This window comes from Streptomyces roseoverticillatus (assembly GCF_000719265.1).
Taxonomy (GTDB): domain Bacteria; phylum Actinomycetota; class Actinomycetes; order Streptomycetales; family Streptomycetaceae; genus Streptomyces; species Streptomyces roseoverticillatus.
Window position 1 is genome coordinate 98,592 of the sequence record NZ_JOFL01000003.1, and the last position, 13,626, is coordinate 112,217.

Here is a 13,626-nt window from a genome sequence, read left to right on the forward strand (position 1 = left end):
GCGGGCCGGGGTGCCCCGGTCAGATGAACTCCAGGGCCCCGAGCCCGCCCAGGCCGCCGAGCACGAGGAACGCCGGCATGAGGACCTTGAGCTCCACCCAGCTGCCCGCCCGGAAGCGCATGGCCTTCGGCGGTCCGACCGGGTACCAGCGCTTGCGGCCGACGGGGATGGGCCACAGGATCGGGCAGCCGGAGACGGTGAGCGCGTCGCCGATGTCGTGCACGAGGGCGCCGAGGACGATGGGCAGGCCCAGCCACAGGTACTCCTGGCCGGGGCCGGAGAAGAGCCAGCCGGCGCCGTTGCCCGGCTCGTTCAGGACGCCGGCCAGTATCCAGGCGCTGGTGGCCCCGAGGAGCCACACCAGGACGTCGCTGGAGGTGCGGGCCGCGCGCCACAGGAGCCCTTCGACCGCGAGCACGAGGTGGACGAAGAGGATGCCGAGCACGGCCCAGCGGCCGCCCGTGACCGCCAGTGCCGAGGCGCCGGCGCCTATGAGGACGGCCCACAGCCAGGTGTGGGTGAGCGTGCGGTGGCCGCCGTTGCGGCGCGGGTCGCCGTGCCCGCGGGTGGCCTTGTAGACGGAGTGCGACAGCTTGTCGATGACGCCGCACAGCGCGCGGGACACCGGGCCGAAGGCGCGCGATATCGTCGCTGACTTGTGGTCGAGGTCGGGGGCGAGTGCCGCTCCGGCGCAGATCAGGGCGCCGACAACGAGCACCGGCCAGGGCATCGGCTCGCCGGCGGCCGCCATCGCGGCCCCCACTCCCAGCCAGGCGGCCGCTCCCGAGAGCGAGTGCGCCGGTCCCATCATGGTCGTTCCCACTTCCTCGTGCCGGACGGCGTCCGCTGTTCTGACGCCGGGTCGGCGACTCAGCGTAGCGTCCGGATGATCACCATTGGACCGGCCGGTTCCCTGATCCGGTCCGGGGCCAGGCAGTATGGAGGGGTGACCCTTATCGATCAGATGCCGAGCCATGCCGAACCCGATGCCCTCTTCGAAGCCTTCTCGACCTGGGCCGAGGAGCGGGGCATCTCGCTGTACCCCGCGCAGGAGGAGGCGCTGATCGAGGTGGTCTCCGGGGCGAACGTGATCCTTTCGACCCCCACCGGCTCCGGCAAGAGCCTCGTCGCGGCCGGGGCGCACTTCACCGCGCTCGCCAACGACCAGGTGACCTTCTACACCGCGCCCATCAAGGCGCTGGTGTCGGAGAAGTTCTTCGACCTGTGCAAGATCTTCGGCACGGAGAACGTCGGCATGCTCACGGGCGACGCCTCGGTCAACGCCGACGCGCCCATCATCTGCTGCACCGCCGAGGTGCTCGCCTCCATCGCGCTGCGGGACGGCAGGGACGCCGACATCGGCCAGGTCGTGATGGACGAGTTCCACTTCTATGCGGAGCCGGACCGGGGCTGGGCGTGGCAGATCCCGCTGCTGGAACTGCCCCAGGCGCAGTTCATCCTGATGTCGGCAACACTGGGCGATATGTCCCGGTTCGAGGAGGACCTGACCCGGCGTACGGGGCGCCCCACCGCCGTGGTCCGCTCGGCGACCCGGCCGGTGCCGCTGTCCTACGAGTACCGGTCGACGCCGCTCACCGACACCCTCACCGAGCTGCTGCAGACGCACCAGGCGCCCGTCTACATCGTGCACTTCACGCAGGCCGCGGCCGTGGAACGGGCGCAGGCGCTGATGAGCATCAACATGTGCTCGCGCGAGGAGAAGGACGAGATCGCCAAGCTGATCGGCAATTTCCGCTTCACCACCAAGTTCGGCCGGAATCTCTCGCGCTACGTCCGGCACGGCATCGGCGTGCACCACGCGGGCATGCTGCCCAAGTACCGCCGCCTGGTGGAACGGCTCGCGCAGGCCGGTCTGCTGAAGGTCATCTGCGGCACGGACACCCTCGGCGTCGGCGTCAACGTGCCGATCCGCACGGTGCTGTTCACCGCGCTCACCAAGTACGACGGCCAGCGGGTGCGGACGCTGCGGGCGCGGGAGTTCCACCAGATCGCGGGCCGCGCGGGGCGGGCCGGCTATGACACGGCCGGCTTCGTCGTCGCCCAGGCACCGGACCACGTCGTCGAGAACGAGAAGGCGCTGGCGAAGGCCGGCGACGACCCCAAGAAGCGGCGCAAGGTGGTCCGCAAGAAGGCTCCCGAGGGCTTCGTCAACTGGGGCGAGAACACCTTCGAGAAGCTCATCGCGTCCGAGCCGGAGCAGCTGACCTCGCGCTTCCGCGTCACCCACGCCATGCTGCTCGCGGTCATCGCACGCCCGGGCAACGCCTTCGACGCGATGCGCCGCCTGCTGGAGGACAACCACGAGCCGCGCAGGAACCAGCTGCGGCACATCCGCCGCGCCATCGCGATCTACCGCTCCCTGCTGGACGGCGGCGTGGTCGAGCGGCTCGACGAGCCCGACGCCGAGGGCCGCATCGTCCGCCTGACCGTGGACCTGCAGTCGGACTTCGCGCTCAACCAGCCGCTGTCGACGTTCGCGCTCGCCGCCTTCGAGCTCCTGGACCCGGAGTCGCCGTCCTACGCCCTGGACATGGTCTCGGTGGTCGAGTCCACGCTGGACGACCCGCGGCAGATCCTCGCGGCCCAGCAGAACAAGGCGCGCGGCGAGGCCGTCGCCGCGATGAAGGCGGACGGCGTCGAGTACGAGGACCGCATGGAGCGGCTCATGGACGTGACCTACCCCAGGCCGCTGGACGAGCTGCTGACCCACGCCTACGGGCTCTACCGCAAGAGCCACCCCTGGGTCGGCGACCACCCGCTCTCGCCGAAGTCGGTCATCCGCGACATGTACGAGCGGGCCATGACCTTCACAGAATTCACCTCCTTCTACGACCTGGCGCGCACCGAGGGCATCGTCCTGCGCTACCTGGCCGGTGCGTACAAGGCTCTGGACCACACCGTCCCCGACGACCTGAAGTCCGACGACTTCGAGGACCTGATCGCCTGGCTGGGCGAGATGGTGCGCCAGGTCGACTCCAGCCTGCTGGACGAGTGGGAGCAGCTGGCCAACCCCGAGGAGGAGTCGGCCGAGGAGGCCCAGGACCGCGCCGACCAGGTCAAGCCGGTCACGGCGAACGCCCGCGCCTTCCGGGTGCTGGTGCGCAACGCGCTCTTCCGCCGGGTCGAGCTGGCCGCCCTCGACAACGTCCGCGAGCTCGGCGAGATGGACGCCGACTCCGGCTGGGACGAGGACCGCTGGGCCGAGGCCATGGACGCCTACTGGGACGAGTACGAGGACCTGGGGACCGGCCCCGACGCGCGCGGCCCGAAGCTGCTGCGCATCGAGGAGAAGCCGGAGGACGGGCTGTGGCGGGTCCGGCAGACCTTCGCGGACCCCGATGGCGACCACGACTGGGGCATCACGGCCGAGGTGGACCTCACCGCCTCCGACGAGGAGGGCCGCGCGGTGGTCCGCGTCGTGGAGGTCGGTCAGCTGTAGCCTCCGAGGCGCGGCCCACGCGGCCCGCCCCGGCAGCGAAGGAGGCCCGATGACCACACCGACCGACCGTCTGGTGGGTCTGCTCGACCTGGAGCGGATCGACCTGAACATCTTCCGGGGCCGCAGTCCCGACGAGTCGCTGCAGCGCGTCTTCGGCGGGCAGGTGGCCGGGCAGGCGCTGGTCGCGGCCGGGCGGACCACCGAAGGTGACCGCCCGGTCCACTCGCTGCACGCGTACTTCCTGCGCCCCGGGCGGCCGGGCGTGCCGATCGTGTACCAGGTGGAGCGCGTGCGCGACGGGCGCTCCTTCACCACACGGCGCGTGGTGGCCGTCCAGCAAGGCCGGACGATCTTCAATCTCACCGCCTCCTTCCACGAGCCCGAACCGGGCTTCGAGCACCAGGTGGCCATGCCGGACGTACCTGCTCCGGAGGAGCTGCCGCGGCTCGCCGACGAGATCCGCGATCACCTCGGCGAGCTGCCCAGCGCGCTGCGGCACATGGAGCGCCGGCTGGCCTTCGACATCCGCTACGTGGACCGGCTGCGCTGGAGCCCGCAGGAGCTGGCGGACGCCGAGCCCCGCAGCGCGGTGTGGATGCGCGCGCTGGGGCCGCTGGGCGACGACCCGCTCGTGCACACGTGCGCCCTCACGTACGCGAGCGACATGACGCTCCTCGACGCCGTACGCATCCCGGTGGAGCCGCTGTGGGGGCCGCGCGGCTTCGACATGGCCTCGCTGGACCACGCGATGTGGTTCCACCGGCCGTTCCACGCCGACGAGTGGTTCCTCTACCAGCAGGAGTCACCGATCGCGACGGGCGCCCGGGGGCTGGCCCGTGGTCAGATCTTCGACCGCGAAGGCCGGCTACTGGTGTCGGTGATGCAGGAGGGGCTGTTCCGCAAGGTCGGCTGAGCGCCGCCGGAGCAGGCCCCTCCGAGGCGTTCACGCGATGCGGCGCAGTCTGCGGAGCCATCCCCGCAGACCCGCCGGCGCTGCCGGTTCCGCCGGTGCCGCTGCTGCCTGCGCCTCCCGGTCCCCTTCCGGCCCCCGCTTCAGCTCCGGTGCCGGAGCGAGGGCAGGCCCGGCAGCAGGCCGGGGCACGGGCACGTAACCCTCGGGCTTCGGCGCCGCCCGGTCCGCGCGGGCGGTGGCCAGGGCCCGCGCGAGCCGCTCCCGGTGGCGCCCGATCTCGCCGGCGTCGACGGCGAGCGTCACCCGCTCGATGACGTCCCGCGCTGCCGCCGAGTCCGTGCGGATCCCGGCGAGATCCGGGCGCAGCAAGCTCAGGTACGCCCGCTCGTACGGGTCGGGCACGGCGTCCGCCAGCTGGTCGGGGGCTAGCACGGCCGCGACGGCCGCCGCGCGCTCCCAGGGGTCCGCCGTCAGCACGGTCAGCTGGCCGAGCCGCCGGGCGCGCCAGCTTCGGGCCCGCTGGTCGTCGCGCTCCTCCAGCTCCATGCGGAGCGCGGGGTCCGTGCGGCCGGTGAGGAGCTCCGGATTGGCGTCGGCGAACTCCACGAGGTCGGCGGCCAGATAGTGCCAGACCACCGCGCGGTAGCGATTGACGTAGAACCTCACGGGGGCGAAGCAGCCCGCCCTGGCGAGGCGGGCGAAGCGGGCGGGGCTCACGCCCATCAGCTGGGCGGCCTCTGCCGTGCCCACGGCCCACAGCCGGTTGCGCAGCGATTCGGGGAATCCCGCGCCGGACCGGAGCCGTTCGATCTCCTCGCGGGCGACCCGCGGTCTGCCGCCGGCGGCGACGGACACCGTCCGCACGTGCCCCAGCTGCACGGCGAGCTCGAATTCGCGGGGCCTCAGACCCAGCTCACGCGCCGCCGTCCCGCGGGCCACCGTGGCCGCCGTCCCCCGCTCCCGGCATTCCTGCACTGCCATGAAACCTCCCCCGACACCGTCCGATCACTGACAGTGACGACGATAGCGGTGGAGTACGACAGCGTGTCCGGCCTGTGGATAACCTTCCGTCAGCTCCCGCTGCCCGGGCCCCCCACCGCCCCGCTCTGCTGCCGGGCCGCGACGCCGAGGTGTTCGCCGACGCGGTTGACGAGCAGCGTCATCTCGTAGCCGATCTGGCCGATGTCGGCCTCCGCTTCCCCCAGGACGCACAGACAGCTGCCGTCGCCCGCAGCCGTCACGAACAGCACGCCTTCGTCGAACTCGACCATCGTCTGCCGCACCCGGCCGGCCCGGAACTGCCGGCCCGTGCCCTTCGCGAGGCTGTGCAGCCCCGACGCGACGGCGGCCAGGTGCTCGGCGTCCTCGCGCTGCAGGCTCGTGCTGGCCCCCGTCACCAGTCCGTCGTTGGAGAGCACCAGCGCGTGCCGTATGTGCTCGATGCGCTCGGTCAGGTCGTCCAGCATCCAGTCGAGCCCCTTGCCGACTGCCATGTCCCGCCTCCCCGTTCCGCTGTTCCCCGTAACTGCCGTGCAAGCCTTGCTCACCTGCGTGCTGTCGGCAACCCGTCCCGGCCCGTCGGCACGCCTCCGTGCACAAGTTGGCACATGATGGGGACATGGCACAGGAAACGACCAAGGACCAGTGGCGCGATCCCGCCCACGTGCAGGAGTTCTTCAGCGTGCGGGCGCGCGACTGGGACGCCCGGTTCCCCGACGACGGGCCGGCCTACGACGCCGCCGTCGCCGATCTCGGGCTGCGGCGGGGCGATGTGGTCCTGGATGCGGGGTGCGGCACCGGCCGGGCGCTGCCGGCGCTGCGTGCGGCCGTCGGCCCGCAGGGCGTCGTGCTCGGGGCGGACCTCACGCCCGCGATGCTGGAGGCAGCCGTGCGGGCCGGCCGGCAACAGGCCGGCGGGCTACTGCTGGCCGATGTCACCAGGCTCCCGCTGCGCGACGGTTCACTCGACGCCGTCTTCGCCGCGGGGCTCGTCTCGCACCTGGCGGACCTGGTGGAGGGCCTGTCCGAGCTGGCCCGCGTCGTACGGCCCGGCGGGCGGCTCGCGCTCTTCCACCCCGTCGGACGGGCCGCGCTCGCCGCTCGCCACGGCCGCCGGGTGACGCCCGACGACGAGCGCGCGGAGCCCAATTTGCGCCCTCTACTGGCGCGCGGCGGCTGGCGCCTCGACTCGTACACGGACGAGGACACGCGGTTCCTGGCGCTCGCGAGCCGCCCGGACCGCCCTGCGCAAAACGGTGCGGTCCGGGGCTGAGCGGCTGAGCGGGCGGCGGAGGAGGGCCTACGAGGACAGCAGGGACTGCCCGGCGACCGCCTCCACAAAGGCGGCGGGGTTGTCGAACATCATGTTGTGCCCGGCACCGGGCACGGTCTCCACGACCACGCCCGAGGCCTCCAGCCCCTCGCGGCCCGGGAGTTCGCCGCTCAGCTCACCCATCAGATACGTCCGCGGAATGGCCAGTTCCTGCAGCATGCGGCGCATCGTCGGCCGGGTCCCCCGCACCAGGCCGACCGCGCTGCGGTGGAGCGCGGTGGGGTCGGCCAGCCGCATCGTCGCGCGCCAGAGCGGGCCCACCCGCTGCAGCGTCTCCGTGAAGCCGCCGCCGTGGACGAAGCCCTCCTCCGTGTAGGAGGCGATGCCGCTGCTGCCGGCCGTGCGGGGCGGGTCGGGGTCCAGGTTCGCCTCGGCGAGGACGAGGCTCGAGACCAGTTCGGGCCGCCGCGCCGCGAGCACGATGGCGACCGCTCCGCCCATGCTGTGGCCCACGACCTCGGCCCCCGTGACCCCGGCCGAGTGCAGGGCCGCGGCCACGGCGTCGGCGTGCTCCTCCAGCGTGTAGCCGAAGTCCAGAGGGCGGTCGCTGATGCCGTGTCCCGGCAGGTCGATGAAGAGCGAACGCCGGTCGGCGAGCGCAGAGGCGGCCGCGATGTGCGCGTGGTAGACGGCCGAGGCCGATCCCAGACCGTGGAGGTAGACCCGCGCCGGGCCGCCTCCGGCGGCCTCGGTCCATCGCACACAGGCCCCCGTGGATCCGAACTCCGCCTGTCGCATGCCCTTCTCCCCTCCAGCGATTCCGTACTGGATCATCACCATACATCGATCACGATGTACCGCCATAGCGATGTACAGCGGCTGTCGGGTTGAATACCGCCATGCTCGAACTCGCCATCCTCGGTTTCCTCTACGACGCTTCGCTGCACGGATACGAGCTGCGCAAACGCATCGCCGCGCTCACCGGGCACGTCAAGCCCGTGGCGGAGGGGTCGCTGTATCCGGCGATCAAGCGGCTGGAGTCGGCGGGGCTGCTGGCCCGCGAGACCCGGCCCGGCTGCGGAGCCGCCCCCCGGCACGTGCTGAGCCTCACGGCGCACGGCCGCGAGGAGCTGCGCCACCGGCTGGCGGAACCGGCCGAGAGCGACATCACGGACGAGAACCGCTGGTTCACGGTGCTCGCGTTCCTGCGGCACCTCGGTGAACCGGCGGGGCAGGCCGTCGTGCTGGAACGGCGGCTCGCCTTCCTCCAGCAGCCGGCGAGCTTCTTCTACGCCGGCGACCGGCCGTTGCGGGCCGAGGAGATCGAGGATCCCTTCCGGCGCGGAGTCCTCACCATCGCCCGCGCGACCAGCCGCGCGGAACTGACCTGGCTGCGCGAGACGATCGGCTCACTCCGCGGCGTCTGAGCCGCTCCCCGCCGGGCCGGGAGCGGCACCGGCGGCACCGGCAGCACCGGTCCCGGCGGTTCCGGCGGTCGCGGGGTCCGTGGCGGGCCGTCCGTGCGGCACGGGGCAGACCGCGCCCGTGCGGCCGGCGGGGAACGTGCCCAGCTCCGCGACGACGTAGCCGTCGGGATAGCCCTTGATCTCGGGGTTCTGGCGCGTGTAGTGAGGAGTGCGGCGCGGCGGGAGCAGGCGTACGGCCCTGCCCCGGGCCCGCAGGGCGCCCCGGACCAGTGCCCGGGTGGCGGGGTGGGGCTGCTCGTAGCGGAACGCGCGCAGCAGGGAGTCGTCGAGCAGGGCCATGCTCGCGCCGCGCACGAGCGGGGCGAGCGGACGCGGGTACCAGGAGGCCATCAGGCCGAGCGTCGCGTCGGACACCCGCCGGCCGCCCTCGTCCCAGCCGAAGTGCTCGGCCTCGTAGTCCTCCAGGCAGCGCTCGAACTCGTCGTAGGAGCCGGGGATGTCCTGGATTCCCATGTGCTTGCCCAGCGTGCGGTAGTACACGGCGAGCGCGTGCCGCTCATGGGCGGAGAGCCTTCGCCAGCCGTACGCGTCCACCCACCTCCGCGGGACGACGACGAAGGTGCACAGGACGTAGCGCATGTCGTCGTTGCTGATGTCATAGCTGCGGTGCATCTGGTTGATTCGGCGGATCGCGGTCCGGCCGCTCTCGCTGTCGAATCCGTGCTCCACGACGGTGTCGAGCAGCAGGGCCGTGTCGTCGTAGCGCTTCTGCGGGCGGCCGGAGAACTCCCCCGTTCCGGCCAGCAGGCGGCCGATGCTGGGCACCGCATAGGTCCTGTAGAGGGCGAGCTCCAAAGCGCGGGTGATGTCCCAGGGGAACTCCAGGGTCGCCGTGATCCGGTAGATCCTGAGGAAGTCCCGTTCGGGGTCCAGCCTCCGGATCTCCTTGAGCCGGTCGTAACGCTTCACGCGGCAGTCGCCCCTTCGTTCGTCGGCGGTTCAACTCTACGGGCGGCGGGCACACTTGAACGACCACGGCACGGAACGCTCGCGGAGGCAGGTGAGGATCGGTGTTCGGCAAGCTCCGCAAGCGCATCGAGGAGGGCCGGCAGCCACCGGAGCCCCTGCCACCGGTCCGGCGGCAGCGCAATCTCTTCGAGGCGGCCGCCACTTATGTGGCGGCCTGCGCCGAGGACGACCACGAGAGAAGCGCCGAGGCGGCCCGCTGGGTCTCCCCCGAGGCGCTCTGCTTCGGCGTGAACGAGCTCGCGTGCCGGGCGGTCGTCGCGCTCGCCCGGGAACACGACGAGACGCCGCAGCACATGGCGCGCAAGCTGCTCAACCTGCCGGTCGCCTGAGCCGCGGGCCGGCCGCGGCTCAGACGCGGTCGAGCGGGACGTGCGGCCCGTCGGGCAGCTCTGCGCGTATGAGGTCTCCCGGCCGGACCTCGCCGCCTTCGAGCACGACGCCCATGACGCCGCCCTTGCGGACGACCGCCCCGCTCTCGTCCCGGCCGACGACGTGCTTGAGCAGCCCCTTGCGGAAGCCGTCGATCTGCAGGCACGGGTTCCGCAGCCCCGTCACCTCGACCACGGCCCGGTCACCGAGGTGCAGACGGGTGCCGCGCGGCAGCCCGAGCAGGTCGATCCCGCTGGTCGTGACGTTCTCCCCCAGGTCGCCCGGCCGGACCGCGAAGCCCGCGCCGGCGACCTCCGCGAACAGCTCCTCGTGGATCAGGTGCACCTGACGGAGGTTGGGCTGAGTGGGGTCCTGTGCGACCCGCGAGCGGTGCTGGACGGTCACGCCGAGATGGGCGTCCCCCTCCACCCCCAGGCCCGCCAGCAGCGTGATGCTCTCGCCCACCGGCTTGCTGAACGTGTGCTCACCACTGCGGCACACGGCCGTCACTGTCCCCGCCACGGCAGGCCCTCCCCCCTCGGTCACGCACGCCTGTGCGTATGTCAGCCGGACTTCGAGCCTAACCGGTGGCACCGACAGTTCCCGAAGCCGTCACCTTGAAGGCGTGTACATGACATGCACACCGTCCTACATTGCCCGTATGTCCCCCGCCACCAGCCACCCCCGCGGACCGCGCCGGCTGCGCCGCCGCCATCTCGGCGCCCTGGGCACGGCCCTCGGGCTCGCCGCCGCCTCCCTCGGCCTGTGGGTCCCGGACTCCACCGCGGCAGCGGCCGTCCCCACTCCCGACCACGTAGTGGTCGTGGTCTTCGAGAACCACGCCTACGACCAGGTCATCGGGAACGCGGGCGCCCCCTATATCAACTCGCTCGTCTCGGGCGGGGCCGGCCTGACGGCCTCCTACGCCGAGACGCACCCCAGCCAGCCCAACTACTACGCCCTCTTCTCGGGCGACACCCAGGACGTCACGGACGACAGCTGCGTCACCCCCGGCTTCAGCGACGCTCCCAACCTCGCCTCCGAACTGACCGCCGCGGGCAGGACCTGGGCGAGCTACAACGAATCCCTGCCCGCCGAGGGGTCCACCACCTGCAAGAGCGGAAAGTACGCACAGAAGCACAACCCCTGGTTCGGCTTCAGCAACGTGCCCACCGCCACCGCGCACACGATGGGCGCCTTCCCCGGTGACTACGCCAAGCTGCCGACCGTCTCGTTCGTCGTGCCGGACCTCTGCAGCGACATGCACGACTGCTCCGTCGGCACGGGCGACACCTGGCTGAAGAACAACCTCAAGGGCTATGCGGACTGGGCCAAGGCCCACAACAGCCTGCTCCTCATCACCTTCGACGAGGACAACAGGCTCAGCGGCAACCGCATCCCGACCGTCCTGTACGGACAGCCCGTCAAGCCGGGGTCCACGTCCGGCACCACCTACAACCACTACGACGTCCTGCGCACCATCGAGGACATGTACGGCACCGCGCACGCCGGCAGGGCGGCGAGCGCGCGCGACGTCACCGGCATCTGGAACAGCTGACCGTGTACCTCGCGGACAGCCGCACCGCTCCGGGTGTCCCCGACACCGCCGGCCGGTCACCCTCCCCCGGCCGGCGGGCCGCCGTCCCCGCGACGGTGCTCACCCTGGGCACCGTCAGCCTCGTCACCGACATCTCCTCGGAGATGGTCACCGCCGTCCTCCCGCTCTACCTCGTCGCCGAACTGGGCCTCTCGCCGCTCGGCTTCGGTCTCCTGGACGGCATCCACAACGGTGTCAGCGCGCTCGTCCGGCTCGCCGGCGGCAGGCTCGCCGACCGGGGTCCGGGCGGCCACAAGGCCGTGGCCGCGGCCGGCTACGGCCTCTCCGCCCTGTGCAAGCCGCTGCTGCTCCTCGTGCACGGCGTGCCCCTGATCGGCGCGGTGCTCGCCGCCGACCGCACGGGCAAGGGCCTGCGCACCGCGCCGCGCGACGCCATGATCTCGCTGGCCTGCGACCCGGCCGCCCGGGGCCGGGCCTTCGGGGTGCACCGCGCGATGGACACCGCGGGCGCGCTGATCGGGCCCCTGGTCGCCTTCCTCGTCCTGCGGGCCGCGGCGGGCGGCTACGACGCCGTGTTCACGGTGAGCGGCTGTACGGCCGCCCTCGGGGTGCTCATCCTCCTGCTGTTCGTCCCCGGCCGCACGGACGCCCCCGGCCACCGCGGCACGCCCGCGGGGCGGGCTCCGCTGCGCGCCGTGGCACGCCGCCCGGAGGTCCGCCGGCTGACCGCGTGCGCGGTGCTGCTGGGGCTGACCACCGTGAGCGACTCGTTCCTGTACCTCGCCCTGCAGCGGCGCCTGGACCTGTCCGAGACGTGGTTCCCGCTGCTGCCGCTGGGGACGGCCGGCGCCTTCCTGCTGCTGGCCGTACCGCTGGGCGCCGTCGCCGACCGCTTCGGGCGGCGGCGGCTGTTCCTCTGCGGCCACCTCGCGCTCCTGGGGGCCTACGGGCTGCTCACCGCCCCGCCCGGCGGCCCGCCCGCCCTGCTGTGCATCGCCCTCGCGCTGCACGGGAGCTTCTACGCCGCGACGGACGGCGTGCTGGCCGCGGCCGCCGCCGACGCCGTCCCCGAGGCCGTCCGCGGCAGCGGGCTCGCCGTCGTGCAGACCGGGCAGGCAGCCGCCCGCTTCGCCTGCTCGATCGCCTTCGGCGCGGCCTGGGCCGCGTGGGGCGACCGCACGGCGCTGGAGGCGGCCGCGGCCGGGCTGGCCGTCTCCGCCACGGTCAGCGCCCTGCTGCTGCGCCCGCCGACGACACCGAAGAGCGCGAAGAGCCCCAAGAAGTGCGAAGGACCCGGCCCGATGAAGGACACGGCCCGATGAACCGCAGAAACCGTCTCCTGATCCTGCTCGTGGCCGTCCTGGTCCTCGGCGGCGTCGCGCTGGCCGCCACGCTGCACGCTGCCGGGCGGGCCGCCGAGAAGGACCGCGCGCGGCCCGGTGACCCGCGGGTCGCCCCCGGCAAGGTCACCCTGGACGCGCCCGGCCGGAGCGTCTTCCGGAACATGGCCTGGGGGCCGCACCGCGACGAGATCGCCTCGGTGCCCGCCGCCGACCCCTCGGGCACCCGGACGTCATCCGGGGTGCGCTGCCTGCGCTTCCATGCGGCGGGCGGGACGGGCATCTGCCTGCAGGCGGTGCACGGCGGGCTCCGGGACGGCTACCGCGCCGTCGTCCTGGACGCCCGGCTGCGCGAGCTGCGCCACTACGACCTGGCCGGCATACCGACCCGGGCCCGCGTGTCCCCCAGCGGCCGTACCGTCGCCTGGACCGTCTTCGTCAGCGGCGACTCGTACGCGGGTACGAACTTCTCCACCCGCACCTCCGTCCTGGACGTGCGCACCTGGACGCTGGACCGCAATCTGGAGGACTACCGGTTCTTCCTGGACGGGCAGCCGCACAAGGCCGTGGACACCAACGTCTGGGGCGTCACGTTCGCCGACGACACGCACTTCTACGCGACCGTCGCCACGGGCGGGCGGACCCGTCTCGTGCGCGGCGACCGCACCGGACGGACGCTGCACGCCGTGCACAGCAATGTGGAGTGCCCGTCCCTGTCTCCCGACGGGACGCGCATCGCCTACAAGAAGCGCGTCGAGGGCGCGCCCGACGACGCGCCCTGGCGGTTGTACGTCCTGGACCTGCGCACGCAGCGCGAGACCCCGACGGCCGAGCGGCGCAACATCGACGATCAGGCCGTCTGGCGGGACGGCGGCACCCTCGTCTACGCGCTGCCCGGCGACTACGGATCGGATCTGTGGACCGTTCCGGCGGACGGTTCCGGCAGCCCGCGGCTCACCATGGCCGCGGCACTGGCCCCGGCCTTCACCGGCTGACCTCCGCACCACCCGCCCCCGCGCGGGGCCGCTGCCCGCGGCCTCGCGCGGCCGTCAGCGGCCGAGCTCCTTGCGCGAGACCCGGCGCAGCCGCTTGCGCTGCGAGGGGTCCAGCAGCAGGTACGCGCCCACCGGGACGCCGACCATCACCAGCAGTGCGGCCCAGAAGGGCAGCAGCCACAGCAGGATCACTCCGACAGCCACGCCTCCGGCGGCGACCTTGGCCCTGTTGCTCATTTCCCTGCCTCCTTCGCGACGGCTGC

At 72.6% G+C, this 13,626-nt stretch carries 15 protein-coding genes; 8 read left to right on the top strand and 7 right to left on the bottom strand.

What is annotated here, in order from left to right:
* Window positions 1–19: 19 nt before the first annotated feature.
* Window positions 20–811, bottom strand: a complete 792-nt coding sequence (locus tag IF61_RS0104265; RefSeq protein ID WP_030364860.1) for a metal-dependent hydrolase — start codon at window positions 809–811, stop codon at window positions 20–22.
* Window positions 812–946: 135 nt separating this feature from the next.
* Here IF61_RS0104265 and IF61_RS0104270 point away from each other — a divergent pair, with 135 nt between their 5' ends.
* Both IF61_RS0104270 and IF61_RS0104275 read left to right on the top strand, forming a co-directional pair.
* Window positions 947–3,460 (top strand): DEAD/DEAH box helicase, encoded by a 2,514-nt coding sequence (locus IF61_RS0104270; protein ID WP_030364861.1) that lies wholly within the window; start codon window positions 947–949, stop codon window positions 3,458–3,460.
* Window positions 3,461–3,509: 49 nt separating this feature from the next.
* Window positions 3,510–4,373, top strand: a complete 864-nt coding sequence (locus IF61_RS0104275) for an acyl-CoA thioesterase (protein ID WP_030364862.1) — start codon at window positions 3,510–3,512, stop codon at window positions 4,371–4,373.
* A gap of 30 nt (window positions 4,374–4,403) precedes the next feature.
* Here IF61_RS0104275 and IF61_RS0104280 read toward each other — a convergent pair whose 3' ends face one another.
* Window positions 4,404–5,354, bottom strand: a complete 951-nt coding sequence (locus IF61_RS0104280; protein ID WP_052392382.1) for a DUF6397 family protein — start codon at window positions 5,352–5,354, stop codon at window positions 4,404–4,406.
* A gap of 89 nt (window positions 5,355–5,443) precedes the next feature.
* Window positions 5,444–5,866, bottom strand: a complete 423-nt coding sequence (locus IF61_RS0104285; RefSeq protein ID WP_030364864.1) for a roadblock/LC7 domain-containing protein — start codon at window positions 5,864–5,866, stop codon at window positions 5,444–5,446.
* Window positions 5,867–5,991: 125 nt separating this feature from the next.
* Here IF61_RS0104285 and IF61_RS0104290 point away from each other — a divergent pair, with 125 nt between their 5' ends.
* Entirely contained in the window at window positions 5,992–6,645 is a 654-nt protein-coding gene (locus IF61_RS0104290) for a class I SAM-dependent methyltransferase (protein WP_052392383.1), read from the top strand.
* A gap of 27 nt (window positions 6,646–6,672) precedes the next feature.
* Here IF61_RS0104290 and IF61_RS0104295 read toward each other — a convergent pair whose 3' ends face one another.
* Window positions 6,673–7,443 (bottom strand): alpha/beta fold hydrolase, encoded by a 771-nt coding sequence (locus IF61_RS0104295; protein WP_030364866.1) that lies wholly within the window; start codon window positions 7,441–7,443, stop codon window positions 6,673–6,675.
* 101 nt (window positions 7,444–7,544) lie between these two features.
* Here IF61_RS0104295 and IF61_RS0104300 point away from each other — a divergent pair, with 101 nt between their 5' ends.
* Entirely contained in the window at window positions 7,545–8,072 is a 528-nt protein-coding gene (locus IF61_RS0104300) for a PadR family transcriptional regulator (RefSeq protein WP_030364867.1), read from the top strand.
* Here IF61_RS0104300 and IF61_RS0104305 read toward each other — a convergent pair.
* Entirely contained in the window at window positions 8,055–9,041 is a 987-nt protein-coding gene (locus IF61_RS0104305; RefSeq protein ID WP_078659955.1) for an oxygenase MpaB family protein, read from the bottom strand. The two genes, IF61_RS0104300 and IF61_RS0104305, sit on opposite strands and share 18 nt — an antisense overlap.
* Window positions 9,042–9,166: 125 nt before the next feature.
* On the opposite strand from IF61_RS0104305, the gene IF61_RS0104310 reads away from it, so the two are divergent.
* The gene (locus IF61_RS0104310) at window positions 9,167–9,430 is read left to right on the top strand and encodes a hypothetical protein (protein WP_052392415.1); all 264 of its coding nucleotides are present in this window, start codon (window positions 9,167–9,169) and stop codon (window positions 9,428–9,430) included.
* Between the two features lie 19 nt (window positions 9,431–9,449).
* On the opposite strand, the gene IF61_RS0104315 is transcribed toward IF61_RS0104310, so the two are convergent.
* Window positions 9,450–9,992: an MOSC domain-containing protein gene (locus tag IF61_RS0104315; RefSeq protein ID WP_245684393.1), complete on the bottom strand. Its 543-nt coding sequence runs from the start codon at window positions 9,990–9,992 to the stop codon at window positions 9,450–9,452.
* A gap of 139 nt (window positions 9,993–10,131) precedes the next feature.
* Here IF61_RS0104315 and IF61_RS0104320 point away from each other — a divergent pair, with 139 nt between their 5' ends.
* From IF61_RS0104320 to IF61_RS0104330, 3 genes are read left to right on the top strand one after another with little or no spacing between them, the layout of a single operon-like run.
* The gene (locus IF61_RS0104320; RefSeq protein WP_078659956.1) at window positions 10,132–11,028 is read left to right on the top strand and encodes an alkaline phosphatase family protein; all 897 of its coding nucleotides are present in this window, start codon (window positions 10,132–10,134) and stop codon (window positions 11,026–11,028) included.
* 2 nt (window positions 11,029–11,030) lie between these two features.
* A complete protein-coding gene (locus tag IF61_RS0104325; RefSeq protein WP_052392384.1) occupies window positions 11,031–12,350 on the top strand; it encodes an MFS transporter in 1,320 nt (439 codons plus the stop codon).
* On the top strand, window positions 12,347–13,363 hold the full coding sequence (locus IF61_RS0104330; RefSeq protein WP_030364873.1) for a TolB family protein: 1,017 nt from the start codon (window positions 12,347–12,349) through the stop codon (window positions 13,361–13,363). The genes IF61_RS0104325 and IF61_RS0104330 overlap by 4 nt, the downstream gene beginning before the upstream one ends.
* A gap of 54 nt (window positions 13,364–13,417) precedes the next feature.
* Here IF61_RS0104330 and IF61_RS0104335 read toward each other — a convergent pair whose 3' ends face one another.
* Window positions 13,418–13,600 (bottom strand): hypothetical protein, encoded by a 183-nt coding sequence (locus IF61_RS0104335; protein ID WP_030364874.1) that lies wholly within the window; start codon window positions 13,598–13,600, stop codon window positions 13,418–13,420.
* Window positions 13,601–13,626 lie beyond the last annotated feature (26 nt).

Excerpts from the sequence above, each read along its gene's own strand:
- IF61_RS0104300 (WP_030364867.1), top strand. The coding sequence starts at position 7,545 with ATGCTCGAACTCGCCATCCTCGGTTTCCTCTACGACGCTTCGCTGCAC.
- IF61_RS0104280 (WP_052392382.1), bottom strand. The coding sequence starts at position 5,354 with ATGGCAGTGCAGGAATGCCGGGAGCGGGGGACGGCGGCCACGGTGGCC.
- IF61_RS0104285 (WP_030364864.1), bottom strand. The coding sequence starts at position 5,866 with ATGGCAGTCGGCAAGGGGCTCGACTGGATGCTGGACGACCTGACCGAG.
- IF61_RS0104295 (WP_030364866.1), bottom strand. The coding sequence starts at position 7,443 with ATGCGACAGGCGGAGTTCGGATCCACGGGGGCCTGTGTGCGATGGACC.
- IF61_RS0104335 (WP_030364874.1), bottom strand. The coding sequence starts at position 13,600 with ATGAGCAACAGGGCCAAGGTCGCCGCCGGAGGCGTGGCTGTCGGAGTG.
- IF61_RS0104330 (WP_030364873.1), top strand. The coding sequence starts at position 12,347 with ATGAACCGCAGAAACCGTCTCCTGATCCTGCTCGTGGCCGTCCTGGTC.
- IF61_RS0104290 (WP_052392383.1), top strand. The coding sequence starts at position 5,992 with ATGGCACAGGAAACGACCAAGGACCAGTGGCGCGATCCCGCCCACGTG.
- IF61_RS0104265 (WP_030364860.1), bottom strand. The coding sequence starts at position 811 with ATGATGGGACCGGCGCACTCGCTCTCGGGAGCGGCCGCCTGGCTGGGA.
- IF61_RS0104320 (WP_078659956.1), top strand. The coding sequence starts at position 10,132 with ATGTCCCCCGCCACCAGCCACCCCCGCGGACCGCGCCGGCTGCGCCGC.
- IF61_RS0104275 (WP_030364862.1), top strand. The coding sequence starts at position 3,510 with ATGACCACACCGACCGACCGTCTGGTGGGTCTGCTCGACCTGGAGCGG.